The sequence below is a fragment of the Streptomyces ortus genome (assembly GCF_026341275.1).
Lineage (GTDB): Bacteria > Actinomycetota > Actinomycetes > Streptomycetales > Streptomycetaceae > Streptomyces > Streptomyces ortus.
In genome coordinates this window covers 4,261,316-4,281,084 of sequence record NZ_JAIFZO010000002.1, presented here as the reverse complement: position 1 = coordinate 4,281,084, position 19,769 = coordinate 4,261,316, and the positions used below count along the sequence as shown (strand labels likewise).

17 protein-coding genes and 1 pseudogene are annotated in these 19,769 nt (G+C 70.3%); 6 read left to right on the top strand and 12 right to left on the bottom strand.

Annotated features, from left to right (window positions below; translation table 11 throughout):
* Positions 1–67 precede the first annotated feature (67 nt).
* The 3 genes from K3769_RS22230 to K3769_RS22220 form a co-directional block, all read right to left on the bottom strand.
* Positions 68–631 (bottom strand): RNA 2'-phosphotransferase, encoded by a 564-nt coding sequence (locus K3769_RS22230; RefSeq protein WP_267028124.1) that lies wholly within the window; start codon positions 629–631, stop codon positions 68–70.
* A 122-nt stretch (positions 632–753) separates the two neighbouring features.
* A complete protein-coding gene (locus K3769_RS22225) occupies positions 754–1,698 on the bottom strand; it encodes a MerR family transcriptional regulator (protein WP_267028123.1) in 945 nt (314 codons plus the stop codon).
* Between the two features lie 160 nt (positions 1,699–1,858).
* Positions 1,859–3,658 carry an SDR family oxidoreductase gene (locus K3769_RS22220; protein ID WP_267028122.1) on the bottom strand — a complete coding sequence of 600 codons (1,800 nt, stop codon included), beginning with the start codon at positions 3,656–3,658 and terminating at the stop codon, positions 1,859–1,861.
* A 479-nt stretch (positions 3,659–4,137) separates the two neighbouring features.
* On the opposite strand from K3769_RS22220, the gene K3769_RS22215 reads away from it, so the two are divergent.
* The 5 genes from K3769_RS22215 to K3769_RS22195 all read left to right on the top strand — a co-directional run bounded on the left by K3769_RS22215 (position 4,138) and on the right by K3769_RS22195 (position 8,186).
* On the top strand, positions 4,138–5,151 hold the full coding sequence (locus K3769_RS22215; RefSeq protein WP_267031494.1) for an ABC transporter ATP-binding protein: 1,014 nt from the start codon (positions 4,138–4,140) through the stop codon (positions 5,149–5,151).
* Positions 5,141–6,064 (top strand): ABC transporter permease, encoded by a 924-nt coding sequence (locus K3769_RS22210; protein ID WP_267028121.1) that lies wholly within the window; start codon positions 5,141–5,143, stop codon positions 6,062–6,064. Before K3769_RS22215 ends, K3769_RS22210 begins: the two co-directional genes overlap by 11 nt.
* Positions 6,065–6,113: 49 nt before the next feature.
* On the top strand, positions 6,114–7,025 hold the full coding sequence (locus tag K3769_RS22205; RefSeq protein WP_267028120.1) for an ABC transporter ATP-binding protein: 912 nt from the start codon (positions 6,114–6,116) through the stop codon (positions 7,023–7,025).
* Between the two features lie 11 nt (positions 7,026–7,036).
* Positions 7,037–7,756 carry an ABC transporter permease gene (locus tag K3769_RS22200; RefSeq protein ID WP_267028119.1) on the top strand — a complete coding sequence of 240 codons (720 nt, stop codon included), beginning with the start codon at positions 7,037–7,039 and terminating at the stop codon, positions 7,754–7,756.
* Positions 7,757–7,925: 169 nt separating this feature from the next.
* Complete coding sequence (locus K3769_RS22195; RefSeq protein ID WP_267028118.1) at positions 7,926–8,186, top strand: SGM_3592 family protein; 261 nt, start codon at positions 7,926–7,928, stop codon at positions 8,184–8,186.
* A gap of 318 nt (positions 8,187–8,504) precedes the next feature.
* Here K3769_RS22195 and K3769_RS22190 read toward each other — a convergent pair whose 3' ends face one another.
* The 9 genes and pseudogenes from K3769_RS22190 to K3769_RS22150 form a co-directional block, all read right to left on the bottom strand.
* Positions 8,505–9,344 (bottom strand): HAD family hydrolase, encoded by an 840-nt coding sequence (locus tag K3769_RS22190; protein WP_267028117.1) that lies wholly within the window; start codon positions 9,342–9,344, stop codon positions 8,505–8,507.
* A complete protein-coding gene (gene serS, locus K3769_RS22185) occupies positions 9,341–10,618 on the bottom strand; it encodes a serine--tRNA ligase (RefSeq protein ID WP_267028116.1) in 1,278 nt (425 codons plus the stop codon). Before serS ends, K3769_RS22190 begins: the two co-directional genes overlap by 4 nt.
* A gap of 606 nt (positions 10,619–11,224) precedes the next feature.
* Positions 11,225–12,157 carry a prephenate dehydratase gene (gene pheA, locus K3769_RS22180; RefSeq protein ID WP_267028115.1) on the bottom strand — a complete coding sequence of 311 codons (933 nt, stop codon included), beginning with the start codon at positions 12,155–12,157 and terminating at the stop codon, positions 11,225–11,227.
* Between the two features lie 69 nt (positions 12,158–12,226).
* Positions 12,227–13,615: an iron uptake transporter deferrochelatase/peroxidase subunit gene (efeB, locus tag K3769_RS22175; protein ID WP_267028114.1), complete on the bottom strand. Its 1,389-nt coding sequence runs from the start codon at positions 13,613–13,615 to the stop codon at positions 12,227–12,229.
* An 8-nt stretch (positions 13,616–13,623) separates the two neighbouring features.
* Positions 13,624–15,663, bottom strand: coding sequence for a copper resistance CopC/CopD family protein (locus K3769_RS22170; RefSeq protein WP_267028113.1), 2,040 nt, complete (start codon positions 15,661–15,663; stop codon positions 13,624–13,626).
* A gap of 155 nt (positions 15,664–15,818) precedes the next feature.
* Positions 15,819–16,289 (bottom strand): annotated as a pseudogene (locus K3769_RS22165) (copper chaperone PCu(A)C); the annotation flags it as partial.
* Complete coding sequence (locus K3769_RS22160; protein ID WP_267028112.1) at positions 16,286–16,957, bottom strand: SCO family protein; 672 nt, start codon at positions 16,955–16,957, stop codon at positions 16,286–16,288. The gene K3769_RS22160 and the pseudogene K3769_RS22165, both read right to left, overlap by 4 nt.
* A 205-nt stretch (positions 16,958–17,162) precedes the next feature.
* A complete protein-coding gene (locus K3769_RS22155) occupies positions 17,163–17,903 on the bottom strand; it encodes a YcnI family copper-binding membrane protein (protein WP_267028111.1) in 741 nt (246 codons plus the stop codon).
* A 143-nt stretch (positions 17,904–18,046) separates the two neighbouring features.
* On the bottom strand, positions 18,047–18,916 hold the full coding sequence (locus tag K3769_RS22150; RefSeq protein WP_267028110.1) for a hypothetical protein: 870 nt from the start codon (positions 18,914–18,916) through the stop codon (positions 18,047–18,049).
* A gap of 257 nt (positions 18,917–19,173) precedes the next feature.
* Between K3769_RS22150 and K3769_RS22145 the strand changes: the two genes are divergently transcribed.
* Positions 19,174–19,626: an ATP-binding protein gene (locus K3769_RS22145; protein ID WP_267028109.1), complete on the top strand. Its 453-nt coding sequence runs from the start codon at positions 19,174–19,176 to the stop codon at positions 19,624–19,626.
* Positions 19,627–19,769 lie beyond the last annotated feature (143 nt).

Here is a 19,769-nt window from a genome sequence, read left to right as displayed (position 1 = left end):
AGAGCCTAAGCGCAGCCGTGCGGCACGGCGGACCGCCCGGGGCCGGCGGTCACTGATCCCTCGCTCCTCAGCGCGTGACCGGAAACCGCAGGTAGCGCGGCGGCACGGTGGCCGTGAGCCAGACGCCGTTGGCGCTGACCGTGAAGACATGGCCGTCGCGGTGCATGGCGCCGGCGTCCACGGAGAGGACGACGGGGCGCCCGCGGCGCGCTCCGACGCGGGCCGCCGTCTCGCGGTCGGCCGAGAGGTGCACGTCGTGCCGGTCCATGGGCCGCAGCCCCTCGGCGCGGATCGCGTCCAGAGTGCGGGCGACGGTGCCGTGGTAGAGGTACGCGGGCGGGGTCGCCGACGGCAGTCCCAGGTCGACCGCCACGGAGTGGCCCTGGCTGGCGCGGATCCGGGTGCCCTCGATCGCGAAGCGCCGCTTGTCGTTGTGGGTCACCACGTGGTCGAGCTCGTCCCGGGTGAACGGGAAGCCGTGCGCCGACGCCGCGGTCATCAGCGTGCCGATCTCGACCCAGCCGCCGTCGTCGAGCACCAGCCCGATCCGTTCGGGCTGGTGCCGCAGATGCTTCGAGAGGTACTTCGACACCTTGACGGTGCGCCTCTCGTCCCTGGGTCTCTCATTCATCCCGACAGGGTGCCTGAAGAGACACGGATCACGCAGGTGATTTTGACCCGAAGGTTTGATCCACAGCCAAGTACGTTTTCCACAGGCGTAGTTGAGGAATCTGTGGACAACTCGTGGACACTTTAGGCTGGTTCGTCAACTTCAGTCGTTTGAGAGCGGGATGGGACCAATGCGTCCAAGGCCCGTGCCCTGACCTCGCGTTCAGCGGCCAGGGAGATGAACTCGGCCGCCCGCTCCGCGCCGACAAGCCCTTCCACCGCGGTCATTGTCTCCGCCGGAAGGATCACGGTACGCGTCCCCTCCGGGTCTTTTCGGGGCTGCTCCACACCGAGGTGCCGACGCAGCTGCCGATGGGCGAACAGCTGCATGGCCCGCGCCAGTTCGGCGTCCACCGTCTGGCGGGCGAGCGGCCGGAGCCGGCGTACGAGCGCGGCTGCTTCCGTGGCGTCGGTGTCGTTCGGCGGGTGTTCGCCGAGATAGCGGGCGAAGACGTGCTCGGCCGTGAACTCCAGGAACCGGGCGGCGATGTGCTCCACCTGACCCCTCAACTCCCGCAGATGACCGGAGATCGCGGACAGCGGGACGCCCGCCTCGTACAACTCCGCGGCGACGGCCAGCTCTTGGGGGCTCGGCACGAGGAACGTGTCCTCCTGTCCCGGGATCCGTTCGAGTACTCCCAGCGCGATCGCCTCGGCCACCGCCGCGTCGTCCGGGTGACCGCCGAACCGTTCGTCGAGCTCCGCCCGGGAGATACGGACCGCCTCCTCGTCCGTCCACGGACCGTCGACCTCGGCGACCAGTCCGAGTACGCCGCCCAGACCGCGCCCCGCGTCCCAGGCCTCCAGCAGCTCCTTGATCGAGGCCAGGGTGTAGCCGCGGTCGAGCAGGTCGGCGATCTGCCGCAGCCGGGCCAGATGGGTGTCCGCGTAGAGGTTCGCGCGCCCGCGCCGCTCCGGGCGGGGGAGCAGCCCGCGGTCCTGGTAGGCGCGGATCGTCCGGACCGTGGCACCACTGCGGTGCGCCAGCTCCTCGATCCGGTACGCGGCGCCGGCCGACTCGTCGGTCACAGTCCCCGCCCTTCCGGTTCCCCGCCCTGCCGACCGGAGCCGTCACCGCACTGCCGGCCACCCGGCGCGCATACCGGAGCAGCAGCCACTCCCGGGCCGGTGTCCGGTCCAGCGCCGGAGTCGAAGGAGAGCCGGCGGGGTGTGAGGGCGTGGTGCTCTCTCACAGCGGGGGCTCCATCCGTGCGATCGCGCGAAGTGCCCCGGGGGTGAAACGGGACATGAGACGGCCGCCTCGTGCCTCCACCGTGACGGGCACCACGGCCTGGTTGCGGACGACGGCCCGCACCACGGCCTCGGCGACCTTCTCCGGCGGGTAGTTGCGCAGTCCGTACAGCCGCGCCGATCTCTTCTGGCGCCGTTTCTCCTCCTCGGCGTCCACTCCGGTGAAGCGCGCGGTCGAGGTGATGGCGGTGTTGACGAAGCCGGGGCAGATCGCCGAGACGCCGATGCCCTGGCCCGCCAGCTCGGCGCGCAGACACTCGCTGAGCATCAGCACCGCCGCCTTGGAGGTGCTGTAGGCGGTCAGCGCCTTCGACGGCAGATACGCGGCGGCCGACGCGGTGTTGACGATGTGGCCGCCCTGTCCGCGCTCCGCCATCTGCTTCCCGAAGAGCCGGCAGCCGTGGATCACACCCCACAGATTGACGTCGAGAACCGTGCGCCAGTCCTCCACGGTGGTGTCGAGGAAGGAGCCGGACAGTCCGATCCCGGCGTTGTTCACCAGGACGTCGACCACCCCGTACTCGGCGGCGACCTTGGCGGCCAGTTGCTCCATGGCCCGCTCGTCCGAGACGTCGACCGTCTCGGCCCAGGCCTCCGGGGCGCCGACGAGCCGGGACCGCTCCGCGGTGCGTGCCGCGCTCTCCGCGTCCCGGTCGACGGCCACCACGCGCGCGCCGGCCTCGGCGAACGCGAACGCGGTGGCCCGTCCGATGCCGCTGCCCGCGCCGGTGACCAGGACGAGCTGCCCGCCGAAGCGCTCGGCGTGCGGACCGCTCACCGCGGGCGCGGGCCGTCCGTCCTCCGTCGAGGTCACGAACTCGGTGATCCAGGCGGCCACCTGGTCGGGCCGGGTGCGCGGGATCCAGTGCTTGGCCGGGAGAGTGCGGCGCACCAGCCGTGGGACCCACTGCTCCAGATCGTCGTAGAGCCGTTCGGAGAGGAACGCGTCTCCCAGGGGCGTGATGAGCTGCACGGGCGCGTGCGCGTACGCGTCGCCGCGGGGCCTGCCCAGGCGGGGACGGATGTTGTCGCGGTACAGCCACGCGCCGTTGGCCGCGTCCCTGGGCAGCGACGAGGTCGGATAGTCCCCGGCGGGGACCTTCTCCAGGCGGCGCAGGATCTTCGGCCACTGCTTGCCGAGGGGGCCGCGCCAGGCCAGTTCGGGCAGGGCGGGGGTGTGCAGCAGGTACACGTACCAGGACTTGGCGCCCTGGCCGAGCAGTTGCCCGACCTTGCGCGGTGTCGGGCGGGACATGCGCTTCTTGATCCAGTGCCCGAAGTGGTCGAGGGAGGGGCCGGACATCGAGGTGAAGGACGCGATCCGCCCTTCCGTGCGCTTGACCGTGGTGAACTCCCAGGCCTGCACCGACCCCCAGTCGTGGCCGACCAGATGGACCGGCCGGTCCGGACTGACCGCGTCCACGACCGCCAGGAAGTCGTCCGTCAGCTTCTCCAGGGTGAATCCGCCGCGCAGGGGCCGGGGCGCGGTGGATCCGCCGTGGCCGCGCACGTCGTACAGCACCACATGGAAGCGCTCGGCCAGGCGCCCGGCGACCTCGGACCACACCTCCTTGGAGTCCGGATAGCCGTGCACGAGCACCACCGTGGGCCGCGTCGAGGGATCGCCCCACTCGGCGACACACAGTTCGACGCCGCCCGTACGCACCCGGCGCTCACGCGCGCCCGCGAGGGCCGCTCGTCCTTCGCCGAGGGGCACTTGCCCTTCACCACGGCTCACTTGTCCTCCGCCCTACGCCGCACATGCGGCACGTCGTCGTCCAGCCGGAACGCGCTCTGGGCGGTGCGGCCCTCGCCGTGCGACCACCGCCCCGGCGCACACGAGCCGGTGCGGCCCGCCCGAATCCGGCGAGCCCCGCGGTGAGCGGACCGGGTGAGGCCCCTGGCGAGGCCACTGCTGAGGTCATGCCACCGTCCGTTCCAAGCCGGCTGCCGTACGCGCCCGCAACTTGACACTGATGAATGTGACCATTGTCGGCGGCTGCGTCAAGAGGGGGGTGCGAGACCTGTGGAAAACCGTGTGGTTGTGGACAACCCGGCCGACCCGGGCGACCCCGGGCCACCCGGGCACGCCGACGGCCGCCGGTTGTTCGACCTGAGGGTGACCCCTACGGACCCGTACGACCGGAGAGTGAGAGCGATACAGCTCCCAGGTCTGACGACTGATGTGTTGTGCGCCACTACCTTCGGAATGTGACTGTGATCGCGACCGAAAGCCTGAGCAAGCGGTTCCCCAGGGTGACCGCTCTTGACCGGCTCTCCGTGGACGTCGGACCCGGTGTGACCGGACTCGTCGGAGCCAACGGAGCCGGCAAGTCCACATTGATCAAGATCCTGCTGGGGTTGTCCCCCGCCACCGAGGGCCGCGCCGCGGTGCTCGGACTCGATGTCGCCACCAAGGGCGGCGACATCCGGGAGCGCGTCGGATACATGCCCGAGCACGACTGCCTGCCGCCCGACGTCTCGGCCACCGAGTTCGTCGTCCACATGGCGCGCATGTCCGGTCTGCCCCCGGCGGCGGCCCGCGAGCGCACGGCGGACACGCTGCGCCACGTCGGCCTCTACGAGGAGCGGTACCGCCCCATCGGCGGCTACTCGACGGGCATGAAGCAGCGCGTCAAGCTCGCGCAGGCGCTGGTCCACGACCCGCAACTGGTCTTCCTCGACGAGCCGACGAACGGCCTCGACCCGGTCGGCCGCGACGAGATGCTCGGCCTGATCCGCCGCATCCACACCGACTTCGGCATCTCCGTCCTGGTCACCTCGCACCTGCTCGGCGAGTTGGAGCGCACCTGCGACCACGTCGTCGTCATCGACGGCGGCAAGCTCCTGCGGTCCAGCTCCACCACGGACTTCACGCAGCGCACGGCGATCCTCGCCGTCGAGGTCACCGACACGGACGAGCACCCGGACGGCACCGGCGCACTGCGCGACGTGCTGCACGCGCGCGGTGTCGACACCCACGACGGCAGCGGACTCCCCGGTGCGGGCCACATCCTGCTCCTCACCGCGCAGGGCGAGGAGACGTACGACCTCGTACGGGACGTCGTCGCCGACCTGGGCCTCGGTCTGGTGCGCATGGAGCAGCGCAGGCACCACATCGCTGAGGTCTTCAAGGACAGCGACGAGCAGGCGGCCAGGGACGCCGAAGCGCGCTCGGCCCCGAAGAACGGCGACGAACAGCGGAAGGAGGCGGTCGGCCATGGCGGTTGAGCAGCCCCAGGCACAGGTCCCGGCTCCGGCAGGCGCGGGCGAGCAGACCCGGATCCACAACATCGGCTACCGCAACTACGACGGCCCGCGTCTGGGACGCGCGTACGCCCGCCGCTCGCTCTACTCGATGTCCCTGCGCGGCTCGTACGGCCTCGGCCGCTCGGTGAAGTCCAAAGTGCTGCCGATGCTGCTCTTCGTGGTGATGTGCGTCCCCGCGCTGATCATGGTCGCGGTCGCCGTCGCCACCAAGGCGAAGGACCTGCCCGTCGACTACACGCGCTACGCGATCATCATGCAGGCCGTCATCGGTCTGTACGTCGCCTCCCAGGGACCGCAGTCCGTCTCCCGGGACCTGCGCTTCAAGACCGTCCCGCTGTACTTCTCGCGCCCCATCGAGACCGCCGACTACGTACGCGCCAAGTACGCGGCGCTGGCCTCGGCGCTGTTCCTGCTCACCGCCGCCCCGCTGCTCGTGCTGTACGTGGGAGCGCTGCTGGCCAAACTCGACTTCTGGGACCAGACCAAGGGTTTCGGACAAGGGCTCGTCTCCGTGGCACTGCTTTCCCTGCTTTTCGCCGGCATCGGCCTGGTCATCTCGGCGATCACCCCGCGCCGCGGCTTCGGCATCGCCGCCGTCATCGCCGTGCTGACCATCTCCTACGGAGCGGTGTCCACCGTCCAGGCCATCGCCTACGACCAGTCCAGCACCGACGCGATCTCCTGGCTCGGCCTCTTCTCGCCGATCACGCTGATCGACGGGGTGCAGACCGCCTTCCTGGGCGCCACATCGGCGTTCCCCGGCGGTGAGGGTCCTTCGAGCGGCCTGGGCGTCGTGTATCTGATCGCCGTCCTGGGGCTCGTCGCGGGCTGCTACGGCATCCTGATGCGCCGCTACCGAAAGGTCGGACTGTGACCGCCCGCCCGTCGTCCGCCACCACCCTTCCAAGGAACGGGCCGCGCCCATGAGCACCCTCACCATCGACCACGTCTCACGCTGGTTCGGCAACGTGGTGGCCGTCAACGACATCACCATGACCATCGGCCCCGGAGTCACCGGCCTGCTCGGCCCGAACGGCGCCGGAAAATCCACCCTCATCAACATGATGGGCGGCTTCCTCGCCCCCTCCACCGGCTCCGTCACCCTCGACGGCCGGCCGACCTGGCGCAACGAGGAGATCTACAAGCAGATCGGCATCGTCCCCGAGCGCGAGGCGATGTACGACTTCCTCACAGGCCGCGAGTTCGTCGTCGCCAACGCCGAGTTGCACGGCCTCGGCGACAAGGCGGCCCACCGCGCCCTCGCCACGGTCGAGATGGAGTACGCGCAGGACCGGAAGATCTCGACGTACTCCAAGGGCATGCGCCAGCGCGTGAAGATGGCCTCGGCGCTCGTCCACGACCCCTCGCTGCTGCTGCTCGACGAGCCCTTCAACGGCATGGACCCGCGCCAGCGCATGCAGCTGATGGACCTGCTGCGGCGCATGGGCGACGAGGGCCGTACGGTCCTCTTCTCGTCGCACATCCTGGAGGAGGTCGAGCAACTCGCCTCGCACATCGAGGTGATCGTCGCCGGACGGCACGCGGCCAGTGGCGACTTCCGCCGGATCCGCCGCCTGATGACCGACCGCCCGCACCGCTACCTGGTCCGCTCCAGCGACGACCGCGCGCTCGCGGCGGCGCTGATCGCCGACCCGTCGACGTCCGGCATCGAGGTGGACCTCCAGGAGGGCGCCTTGCGCATCCAGGCCGTCGACTTCCCGCGCTTCACGGCACTGCTGCCGCGAGTGGCCCGCGACCACGGCATCCGACTGCTCACGGTCTCGCCGTCCGACGAGTCCCTCGAGTCCGTCTTCTCGTATCTCGTCGCGGCGTAGGAGGCCGAAAGATGTACGACCCCACAGTCGCCCGACTCACCTACCGCGGCCTCCTCGGCCGCCGCCGGGCCCTCATCCTGGGCGCCCTGCCCGTCCTGCTGATCGTCCTCTCCGTGGCCGTGCGCAGCTTCACGGGCGCCGACGACCAGGTGGCCGCGGACGTCCTCGGCGGCTTCGCGCTCGCCACGATGGTGCCCATCATCGGTGTCATCGCGGGAACGGGCGCGATCGGCCCCGAGATCGACGACGGCTCGGTCGTCTACCTGCTCGCCAAGCCGGTCAAGCGCCCCACGATCATCTTCACCAAGCTGATCGTCGCCGTCGCCGTCACCATGGTGTTCTCGGCGGTCCCGACGTTCCTCGCCGGACTGATCCTCAACGGCAACGGCCAGCAGGTCGCCGTCGCGTACACCGTGGCGGCTCTGGTCGCCTCCATCGCGTACGCGGCGCTCTTCCTGCTGCTCGGCACCATCACGCGGCACGCGGTGGTCTTCGGACTCGTCTACGCCCTCGTGTGGGAGGCGCTCTTCGGGACGCTGGTCTCCGGGGCGAGGACGCTCAGTGTCCAGCAGTGGTCGCTCGCGGTGGCCCACAAGGTGTCCGGCGGCGATCTCGTCACCTCCGACGTGGGCCTCACCACCGGCACGGTGCTGCTGGTCGTGGTGACCGTCGCCGCCACCTGGTTCGCGGGACAGAAGTTGCGGACGCTGACCCTGGCCGGCGAGGAGTAGCCCTGCCGGAGTGGGTGGCGGGCCCGCCTGGTCGATGCGGCTCCACGCGCGCGTGGAGCCGCATCCGTCCTTGATCCCGCAGTCGATTTCTGATCTTGAAGATCTTGAAGTGGGTTTTACGCCGGTGACGGCACACTGGCCCGAGGGGATGCGACGAGGAGGAACGGGGATGGCGGCGCAGGCACCACGCGGTGACGGACAGGGACCCGGCGAAGGCCCTGGGGAGCCCGCGGGAGAGGTCTGGGACGAACTCGTCCTGGACGAGGACTTCATACGGTCCGCCGATACGGAGGAGCCGTCCGCGCGCGCCCGGATGCTCGCGGCCCGCTGGCGCGACGGCGGCCCCGATCCGCAGCCCTGGCGCTCCGACGAGCCACCCGCGGGATGGTTCTTCAGCAAGGCGCGGCGGCGCAGGTGGCGGCGGAGCTGACCTGCCTGCCCACTGCGCGCCAAGCGCCCTTTTATTCAGGGGCGTCCGATTATTCGGTGGCGTCCGACTCGTCCCCCGGGGCACAGTGGTCATGTTCAGGGCGCCGGATTCCTCCGGTGCCGCAGTCCGGGTGAGGAGCACGACGACGCCCGTCAGTGGCGGTTCGTCGGGCTCCCGGCAGGGCAGCGTGCGGGCTCCGGAGCAGTCAGCTCCGTCGAGTCCGCCCCGCGAGGGAGCTGCCCGGGGCGGCCGCTTCGAGCGCGTACCTCCGCGCGGGCCGCCCCTCCCGGGCGGGGTTCCCCAAAAGCCGCGGAGCGGCTAGCCCAGCAGTCTCTCCAGCACCACCGCGATGCCGTCCTCGTCGTTCGACAGGGTCAGCTCGTCGGCCACGGCCTTGAGTTCGGTGTGGGCGTTGGCCATCGCCACGCCGTGCGCCGACCACGCGAACATCGGTATGTCGTTCGGCATGTCGCCGAAGGCGATCGTGTCTGCGGCCTTCACACCCAGGCGGCGGGCCGCCAGGGAGAGCCCCGTGGCCTTGGACAGACCCAGGGGCAGGATCTCCACGATGCCCTCGCCCGCCATCACGATGTTCACCAGCGAGCCCGCCGCCGCCCGCGCCGCGGACGTCAGCTCGTCGTCGGTGAGGCGCGGATGCTGGATGTACATCTTGGTCAGGGGCGCGGCCCACAGCTCGGCCACATCGGTGAACGGGACGGACTGCAACAGGCCCTGCACCCGGTAGCCGGGGCCGACCAGGACGTCGCCGTCGAGACCGTCGCGGCTCGCGGCGAGGGACAGCGGGCCGACCTCCGCCTCGATCTTGGCGAGCGCCAGCCCCGCCAGCTGCCGGTCGAGGGTCACCGACGTGAGCAGCCGGTGCGCCCCGGCGTCGTACAGCTGGGCGCCCTGGCCGCACACCGCGAGGCCCTCGTACCCGAGGTCGTCGAGGATGTGCCGGGTCCAGGGCACCGCCCGGCCGGTGACCACGAGGTGCGCCGCACCCGCCACGGTGGCCGCGGCGAGTGCCTCGCGCGTGCGCTCCGAGACCGTGTCGTCGGAGCGCAGCAACGTTCCGTCGAGATCGGTCGCGACAAGCCTGTACGGGAACGCCCGCGTGGATCCGGCCGATCCGGTGGGCTCGGTGGTGCCGGTCACTTGGAGATCGGCTCCAGCAGCTCACGGCCGCCCAGATACGGACGCAGCACCTCGGGCACCCGTACGGAGCCGTCGGCCAGCTGGTGGTTCTCCAGGATCGCCACGATCGTGCGCGGAACGGCGCACAGCGTGCCGTTCAGTGTCGCGAGCGGCTGCACCTTCTTGCCGTCCCGCATGCGTACCGACAGCCGGCGGGCCTGGAAGCCGTCGCAGTTCGAGGCCGAGGTCAGCTCGCGGTACTTGCCCTGGGTCGGGATCCACGCCTCGCAGTCGAACTTGCGCGAGGCGGACGACCCCAGGTCGCCCGAGGCCACGTCGATGACCTGGAAGGGCAGCCCGAGACCGGTCAGCCACTGCTTCTCCCAGTCGAGGAGCCGCTGGTGCTCGTTCTCCGCGTCCGCCGGATCGACGTACGAGAACATCTCGACCTTGTCGAACTGGTGCACGCGGAAGATGCCCCGGGTGTCCTTGCCGTACGTGCCGGCCTCGCGGCGGAAGCACGGCGAGAAGCCCGCGTAGCGCAGCGGCAGCTTGTCCGCGTCCAGGATCTCGTCCATGTGGTACGCCGCGAGCGGGACCTCGGAGGTGCCGACCAGGTAGAAGTCGTCCTTCTCCAGGTGGTACACGTTCTCCGCGGCCTGGCCGAGGAAGCCGGTGCCCTCCATGGCGCGCGGGCGGACCAGCGCGGGGGTCAGCATCGGGACGAAGCCGGCCTCCGTGGCCTGCGCGATCGCCGCGTTGACGAGGGCGAGCTCCAGGAGCGCGCCGACCCCCGTCAGGTAGTAGAAGCGCGAGCCGGACACCTTGGCGCCGCGTTCGACGTCGATGGCGCCCAGCGCCTCGCCGAGCTCCAGGTGGTCCTTGGGCTCGAAGCCCTCGGCGCCGAAGTCGCGGATCGTGCCGTGCGTCTCCAGGACGACGAAGTCCTCCTCGCCGCCGACGGGGACGTCGGGGTGCACGAGGTTGCCGAGCTGCTGCAGGAGCCGCTTGGTCTCCTCGTCCGCCTCGTGCTGCTCGGCGTCGGCCGCCTTGACGTCGGAGGCGAGCCGGCCGGCCTTCTGGAGCAGCTCGGCCTTCTCGTCGCCCGAAGCCTTGGGGATGAGCTTGCCGAGCGCCTTCTGCTCGGAGCGCAGCTCGTCGAAGCGGACGCCGGACGACCTGCGCCGCTCGTCGGCGGAGAGCAGGGAGTCGACGAGCGCGACATCCTCTCCACGGGCGCGCTGGGAGGCGCGAACACGGTCGGGGTCCTCACGAAGCAGGCGAAGGTCAATCACGCCACAAGGTTACCGGTGCCGGGTTCCGGGTCACGACCCGGTATTCCGATCTGTCGCTTCTGTCAGGTTTTGCGGGAATTGTCGAATCGTTTGAATTGTGCGGATCCGCGTCAATCGAAAGAGGTCCGGCTCCCTGGAACGGGGCAGTCGGGATGCGGCGGGTTGACTCGATTCCCTTGCGGGCCAAGGGACTTGGTGCGGGGTTTGTCCACAGGAATCCACACCCCGGGAAAGTTATCCACAGGCTGTGCGAAAGATCTGTGGACATCGGAAGTGATCGTTCCGAAAGCCGCATCCGGGACGAGGAATTCCCGAGTCAAACCCTCTCTACACCCACGTTCGAGTGGAAATGGGTCCCTCTAAGGGATTGGTCAGGGAAAACGGGTGTACGAAGGGTGGCCTGCGGGACTGTGGACGCGGTTGCGGGTTGTAGGGCGATTTGTCGACTGTGTCGTGCTTCGTTGTCGACTTGTCCCCAGGTCGAGAAGCGCGCCTGTGGATAACTTCTGTGGATGAAGAAAATCTGCAGGTAGGACCAGCCGCTTCCAGCCGCTTCCGGCCGCTTCCGGCCGATCCGGCTGGATCGGGCGGAAGCGGCCGGATCGGCTAGAAGCGGCCGTCCTGGCAGCGCGCCAGCCAGTCCGAGGCCGCCGCGAACTCGCCGTCCGACGTACCGGCCCGCGGTGCGCGCATGTCCTTCGGATCGACGTCGGCCTGTGGATAGGACCCGAGGAACCGCACCTTCGGGCAGGACCTCTTGAGCCCCATCAGCGCCTCGGCCACCCGCCGGTCCGCGATGTGCCCCTCCGCGTCGATGGCGAAGCAGTAGTTGCCGATGCCCTCGCCGGTCGGCCTGGACTGCAGCAGCATCAGGTTGACCCCGCGGACCGCGAACTCCTGGAGCAGTTCGAGCAGGGCACCCGGATGGTCGTCGCGCTGCCAGATCACCACGGACGTCTTGTCGGCACCGGTCGGCGCCGCGGGCCGGGCGGGCCGGCCCACCAGGACGAACCGGGTCTGCGCGTTCTCCGCGTCGTGGATCTCGGTCTCCAGGGCCTCCAGGCCGTACCGCGCCGCCGCGAACTCACCCGCGAAGGCCGCGTCGTAACGCCCCTCCTGCACCAGACGGGCACCGTCCGCGTTGGAGGCCGCCGACTCCCACACGACGTCCGGGAGGTTGTCCCTCATCCAGTTGCGCACCTGCGGCTGGGCGGCCGGGTGCGCGCTGACCGTCTTGATGTCGGAGAGCTTCGTACCGGGGCGGACCAGCAGCGCGAAGGTGATCGAGAGGAGCACCTCGCGGTAGATCATCAGCGGCTCGCCGACGGCCAGCTGGTCGATCGTCGTGGTGATGCCGCCCTCCACCGAGTTCTCGATCGGCACGAACGCGGCCTCGACCTCACCGGCCCGGACGGCGTCGAGGGCCGCCGGAACGGACACCATCGGGACGAGCTGCCGGGTGGCCGACTCCGGAAGAGTCCGCAGGGCCACTTCGGTGAAGGTGCCCTCGGGGCCGAGATACGCGTAGCTGGCTGGCATGGCCTCACCCTAATGGGCCTTGTGGGAACTGGTCTCACGCTTCCGGAACCACGCCCCGATGGGTGGATCTCAGCCCTCCAGCAACTTCTGTCCCACGTACTCCCCCTCCGACGCCCCGCCCGGCACCGCGAAGAGCCCGCTCGACTCGTGCCGGATGAAGGCGGACAGCGCGTCCCCGCGGTCGAGCTTGCGCTGCACCGGTACGAAGCCGCGCAACGGGTCGGCCTGCCAGCAGACGAAGAGCAGCCCCGCGTCCGGCACACCGTCCGCGTCGATGCCGTCATGGAAGGAGAAGGGCCGTCGGAGCATCGCCGCGCCGCCGTTCTCGTCGGGCCGGGTGATCCGGGCGTGCGCGTTGACGGGGACCACCAGTTTGCCGTCGCCGCCGGTCTTCTCCAGGTCCATCGCGGTCGTCTCGGTGCCGCCGGACAGCGGTGCCCCGTCGGACTTCCGGCGCCCGATGACCTCCTCCTGGTCCTTGACCGAAAGCGCCTCCCAGTCGTCGAGGAGCATCCGGATACGGCGTACGACGGCGTAGGAACCGCCCGCCATCCACGCCGGGTCGCTCGTCTCGGGCACGAAGATCCGCCGGTCGAAGTCGGACTCCGAGGGCTTGGGATTACGCGTGCCGTCGATCTGGCCCATGAGATTGCGGGCCGTGAGCGGACGGGTGGTGGCGCCCGGCGAGCGGTTGAAGCCGTTCATCTGCCAGCGCACCCTGGCCGCCCGGCCCGCGTCCTGCTGGATCGCGCGCAGGGCGTGGAAGGCGACGAGGGAGTCGTTCGCGCCGATCTGGACCCACAGGTCGCCGTTGCTGCGGGCCTTGTCGAGGTGGTCCGACGAGAAGTCGGGCAGGGGGTCGAGGGCGATCGGGCGCTGCTTCTCCAGTCCCGTACGGGCGAAGAAGCTGTGGCCGAAGCCGAAGGTGAGCGTGAGGGACGAGGGGCCGGCATCGCGCGCCACGTCCGTGTCGTCGTTCGCGGACGCCTCGCCCGCCATCAGCCGCTCGGCCGTCGTCGACCAGCGCCGCAGCAGAGTGGCCGCCTCCTTGCGGCCCGCGCCCGCCGCCAGGTCGAAGGCGACGAGATGACCCTTGGCCTGCAGAGCGGTGGTGATGCCCGGCTGATGTTTCCCGTGAAACATCACCTCGTCCGCGCCCACCGAACTGAGGAGCGCGGTCCGGTCGGCGGCGGGCGCGGCGGCGTAACCGGCGGCTCCGCCCACCGCACCGAGCGCGAGACCGGTGGCACCGGCGGTGCCCAACAACCGCCGTCGGGAGACGACCCGGGTGGGGGAGGGCTTCGAAGCGGGGGTCTCCGAAACAGAGGTCTCCGGAGCAGGGGTCTTCGGTACAGAGGGCTTCGAAGCAGAGGACTTCGGTACAGAAGACTTCGGTACAGAAGACTTCGAAGCAGAGGGCTTCGAAGCAGGGGTCTTCGGGGTGGACTGTTCAGCCATGGTGTCGTTCAGCCGATCTGCGCGTTCTTGTCCACGGTCACCTGGTCGATGTCGGACGTCCGCACGGTCACCTCGATCTGCCAGTTGCCCGCCATGGGGATCTGCACCCCGCTCGCCGTCCAGTGTCCGGTGGCGATGCGGTCGGGGACCACGGGCAGCGGTCCGATGTCCTTCGCCTTGAGGGTGAAGGAGACCTTGACCTCGGGGATGTCGAAGGCCTTGCCGTTCGGCCGCTCCACGTAGACGTGCATGTCGTTGCCGCCGACGCGGGCCGGGTCCAGTTCGACGCGGGCTATCCCCTTGCCGTCCTCGCCGCCCGTGTCGAACGGGATGTCCAGCGACAGCGCCTCACCGGTCTGCGCCGCGGACGCGGCGGCGGTGGCGGCTTTCGCCTCCTCCTCCGTACGCCCCGGTTCGGTGGACGTGAGCACCGTGGTGACGGCCAGCAGGACGACCGCGACGCCCGCCTCGGCGAGCACCGAGCGGCGCAGGCCGGAGCGGAGCGGGTCGGCGTCGCGCAGGCGCTTGTCGCGCGCGGTGGCCACCGCGGCCCGCTGCCGGGCCAGCTGGGCGGCTCGCTTGCCGCCGCCACCGGCGCCGCCGCCGCTGCTACCGCCTTCGCCGCCCGCTGGGACCGTCACCTTGTCGTCCGGGTTCTCCTCGGACCCGGTGGACACCTTGGACGCCTTGGACGACTTGGCTCCCTTCGGGCTCTTGGACGCCTTGGCTCCCTTGCCCCCCGTCGGTGCAGCCGATCCGTTCGACTTCTTCGATGCCGCGGCCCCGACCGAGGCCTTCACGGACTGCTTGGCCGCCGACGTCGGCGTCTGCGCCAGCCGCGCGGTCCAGCGTCGCGAGACGTACGCGATGCCGACGAGGACGACCACCAGGGCGACCTTGATCAGCAGCAGCTGCCCGTACCAGGTCCCGGTGAGCGCGGACCACGAGCCGACCTGCCGCCACGACTGGTAGATCCCGGTCACGACCAGCACGGCCACGCTGCCGAACGCGACCTGGGAGAAGCGCTGTACGGCGGACCGTTCGATCGACGGCGCCCGGTAGAGCACCACCAGCAACGTCGACAGCCCGCCGAGCCAGACCGCCACGGCGAGCAGGTGCAGCACGTCGGCGGGCATCGCGATCCCCGCCTGGAGCCCGGTCGAGGCGTGCTCGGCCATCGCCCACGTCGCGGCGAGACCGGCCGCCACGACGAACCCGCCGATCGCGAGCCCGAAGGTCAGATCGCCCTTCTCCTCCTCGTCCTCACGCTTCTCGTACGCCCCGAAGAGCACGGCGATGAACAGCGCGGCGGCGGCGAGCAGCAGCAGCCTCGACACCAGGGCGGCGCCCGTCTTGGTCTGCAGCACGTCGCTGAGCAGGTTCAGGTCGAAGATGTCCCCGAACTTCCCCGAGCCGGTGTACGACCCGCGCAGCATCAGCATGGCGAGCGTGGCCCCGGTCAGGGCGAGCCACCCGGAGACCACGAGCCGCTGCACCGCCCGGACACCGGTGCCGCGCTGCCAGCAGGCCAGCACGAAGGCCGAGCCGCCGACGAGCAGGATGAATCCCGCGTACGACACATAGCGCGCGAAGCCGTAGAGGCCGCCCACGAGCCCGCCGCCGGCCTCCTGGTCGGACACGGCGACCGTGGTCGTGGAGGGCGCCCCGATGGAGAAGGTGAAGGCCCCGGAGACGGGATGGCTGTCCGCCGACACCACCTGGTAGGTCACGGTGAACGTGCCGTCGGGCAGCCCGGAGTGCAGCTTCACGGCGTACGTGTTGCCGCCCTGCCCCGACGTCTTGCCGGTGTCGACGCGCTCGCCCTTGGGGTCGAGCACGCGCACCGAGCCGTCGGACATCGCGACCTGCTCGGAGAAGGTGAGCGACACCTGGGCGGGGGCCTCGGTGACCACCGCTCCCTGCTGCGGGTCGCTCCCGGTCAGGGCGGCGTGCGCGGAGACGGGCACGGCTCCGGCAAGGAGTGCGCCGGTGACGGCGAGGAGCAGCAGCAACAGCGTCCGCACACGGGGAGCGATGGTCTGACTCAAGGGTGGTCCCTCCCTCAGTGATGCGATGTGATGGACAGAGCGGACAAGGTGGATGGAACAGACGAGGCAGGTGGGACGGATGGAGCGGTGAAGGGGGTCGGAGCGGTCGGAGTGGTCGGAGGGATAGACGACCGCGAGGACGATCTCGTCACCGCCGACGGCTGGTAGGTCGCGGACTTCACCGGCATCTCGACCTTGATCGGATCGGACTCGGTGAAGCGCAGCTCCAGGGACACCGTGTCCCCCTCCTTCGGCTTGCGCTTCAGCTTCTCGAACATGAGGTGGTCGCCGCCGCTTTCCAGGACGAGCTTGCCGTGAGCGGGGATGTCGAGGTCCTTCACCTGCTCCATCGACTGCCCGACGGTCGTGTGGATGGTGACCTCGCCGGCCACGTCACTGGTGACGGAGGACAGCCGGTCGTCCGCGCCGCCGTCATTGGAGATGACCAGGAACCCGGCCGCCATGGAGTCCGACACGGGCTGCGGCATGTAGGCGGAGCCCACCGACAGTCCGCTCCCGGAGGCGTCCGAGCCGCCCGAGCCGCCGGAGTCCGAGTCCCCGCAGCCCGTCAGGATCAGTGCGGCGGCGGCCACGAGGGCAGCCGCGGACGCCGTACGACGGGTCACGGCTTCGCGCCCTTGATCAGCGCGGGGAGGTCCTTGGTGTAGTCGTCGACGGTGGCGTCCTCGCCGTACAGCACGTAACCGCCGTCGGTCTTCGGGGAGAAGGCGATGACCTGCGTGCCGTGCATGGAGGTGACCTTGCCGTCCTTGCCCTTCGTCGGCGCCTCGATGGAGATGCCCACCGTCCGGGCGCCCGCCTGGATCGTGTCGAAGGAGCCGGTCAGGCCGACGACGTCCGGGTCGATGCCCTTGAGCCACTTGCCGAGCGCGGCAGGGGTGTCCCGCTCCGGGTCGGTGGTGACGAACACGACCCGGAGCGAGTCCTTCTCGGCCTGGGACAGCTTCTTGTTCTGGGCGAGCTGCTTCTTGGCGACGGCGATGTTGTTCATCGTCAGGGGGCAGACGTCGGGGCAGTTGGTGTAGCCGAAGTAGATGAGGGTGGGCTTGCCCTCGGTCGCCTCGCGGAGGTCGTACTTCTTGCCCTGCGTGTCGGTGAGGACCAGATCCGGCTTCTCGAACGGCTTGTCGAGGACCGTGGCGGCCTTCTCCGAGCCGGACTCGGCGGAGACCTCGGCGACGGCGTTGTCACCGCTGTCGCCACTGCCGCAGGCGGAAAGGGTCAGAGCGGCCGCGGCGAACAGAGCGGCCACGGCGTACTTCTTCTTGCGCATAGTGCATTCTCCTGGGACGCCACACCCGTTTTTCCTTTGTACGGGACCGGCCCCCGGCCGGATACGGACCGGCCGGTGATCGCGGTGGGCGTCCGGCGTCGGATCGGTCGGACCGGACCTGCGCGGAGGCCGGAGAGGACTCGCGCGCAGACCCGTCCTGACGGGCGCGCGGGCCGGTCCGGCTCACGCGTGGGTCGTACGGGACTTATGCGTTGGTACGCCGGCGGCCGGCGAGAACGCCGAACGCCACGCCCGCCACGCCGACGACGATCCCCACGACGCCCAGCACACGGGCGGTGGTGTCGCTGCTGTCGGCGGAGGCGGCCTCGGTGGTGGAGGCGGCGGCCTTCGCGTCGTCGGCGTCCTCATCGGCGTCGTCGTCGGCGGCGGCGGAGCCGTGGTGGTCGTCGGTCGCGGCGGACAGCGCGAGCACCGGAGCGGGCGTCTCGGGCTCCTCCCCGCCCTTCTCCTGGGTCTCGATCCAGCGCACGACCTCGTCGTTGGAGTACGTCTGGATCGCCTTGAAGACCAGCTCGTCGGCGTCCTCCGGCAGCGCCCCGATGGAGAGCGGGAACTTCTGGAAGAAGCCGGGCTGGATGCCCTTGCCGTCCGCGGTCCAGGTGACCTTGGTGACGGCCTCGTTGATCTTCTCGCCGTGCAGTTCGAGCGGCTTGTCGAGCTTGGACTTGGTGACCTTGACGTTCCAGCCGTCGACGGGCTGCGGCATGACCGAGGCGAGCGGGTGGTCGGCCGGGAAGTTGATCTCCAGCTTGGTGGTCGAGGCCTTGTCGCGCTCGTTCGGCACCTTGAAGTTGACCGTCGCGTACCCGCCCTTGGCGGCCGTGCCCTCGGGCTGCACGCTGACGTGCGCGAACGCGGGGCCGGACAGGACGAGGACGGCGGAGGCGGCGACGACACCGGTCGCGGCGATACGAGAAACCTTCATGCAGGAAACACTTCGCTTTCAGCACTGGTTCGGTGAAGAACCGTTCGGTCGAGAACTGGGGGTTGCGCGCGTGAGAGAGCGGGCACGCGCGCGTGCCGCACGACGGCACCCCTGGAGTACTACGTCCGAAGTGGTGCGGTGTGTCAGGCGGCGAGGGCGAGTGCCTCGCCGGCCGGCGGACCGCGCCGGCTGACCGAGTGCTGAAGAGCGGTCGTACACGCGACCGGTGGCTCGTACGCCCAGCCGCGCGGTGCGCCGGGCATCGCCGGGACCCCGCCGGGCAGGCCCGACAACAGGGCCCGTACGAGCGCCAGGGCGCCGCGCAGAGAGATCAGCGGCCCTTCCGCCATGCCGTGCGCCGAGAGCCGCAGAAGGCGCCGCAGGGCGATGTCGCCGCGGCGCAGCAGCCACCCGGTGGCGACGGCGGCGAGAACGTGACCGAGGAGCATCGGAAGCGACGGCAGCACCGATGCCAGCCCCGACGACGGCGATCCGAGGGCGGTCGGGAGGGCACCCGCCTGCTCGTGCACGGCGTGCGGGGTGCCCGCGCCCGTACCCGCGCCGTTGCCGTTGCCGGTGCCGAGTTGGGCGTCGGCGAGGATTCGCTGGGCCTGGGCGGGGCTGAGCGTCGCGATGGAGGCGCCGCACACCAGCCGCGCGGCCCGGGCCACGAGTGAGGCGTCCACGCCGCTGGAGGCGACGGACGCGGTGGACGTGGCGGACGCGGTGACCGTCGTGCCGTGCTGTCCGAGTCCGAAGAGCGTGTGCAGCACCGTCTGGCCGGTCGCGAGGAGCACGGTGATGCCGGGCAGCGAGCGCTCACGCCCGGCGAGCGGCGCCGCGACGGCGAAGACGGCGAGGAAGCCCACCCCGAGCGACCACAGGGGAACCGTCGCGCAGGAGGCGATGGAGTGGCCGGCCGCGGCCAGCACGACACAGACGGCGGTGAACACCGCGGCCCTCAGGACCCGGAGATCACCTCCGGTGCGCGCGCGCTGGTGGGAGGCAGTCATGGCGGGCTCATCATCGCACTGGCCCTACCCGCCCCATACGGCAGGTCCACAAGGTGACGTGCGGACCGGAAGATGGGGCTCTATGGCAATTCGTCCTTACATGTGTCGGCGGTGTGTCGGATACACAGCCGCCATACACCGGCAGATGGCCTCGGTACATCCCCCGTATGGGCGTTGTCACGTCCACCGCACGCTTAGTTCAGGGTCCAGGCGGCAATACGTATCGGTATGTCGAGCCGCGGCCAGGAGGCTGGAGCATGAGCATCTGGTGGTCCCTCCATCTCCGGCGTGAGGCGGCGAGTGTTCCGCTCGCCCGGCGCCTGCTGATCGGCACGATGGAGTCGGCGGGGGTGGATCCTGAGATCTCCTACGACATCTCCGTCGCGCTGAGCGAGGCCTGTGCCAACGCCGTCGAGCACGGGGGTGACACGGACCGGGGGAAGTCCACCGAGGCCTACCGGGTCACCGCCTATCTGGACGGCGAGAAGTGCCGTATCGAGGTGACCGACTCCGGCCCGGGGTTCCCCTCGGGACGTGGTCGTGCGCCCCTGCGGCCCTCCCCCAGCGACGCGGAGCACGGGCGGGGCCTGTGTCTCATCCAGGAACTCGCCGACCACGTCCACATCGGCAGCTCCGTCAGGGGCGGCGCCGTGGTCAGCTTCGACAAGATCCTCAAATGGCGCGAGGGAACACCGCTGCTGGCCACCTGACGGCGCGTCCAGTTCGGCGCGGTGGCCGGGCCGGGAGGCCGAGCGGTGGGCCGGTCACCCGTCGGTGTGTCGGCCCGGCTCCCCGTCGCCCACCGCACCGCGGGACCCATCGCGTACGAGGCCGCCCGTGTCGGAGCGCCGAG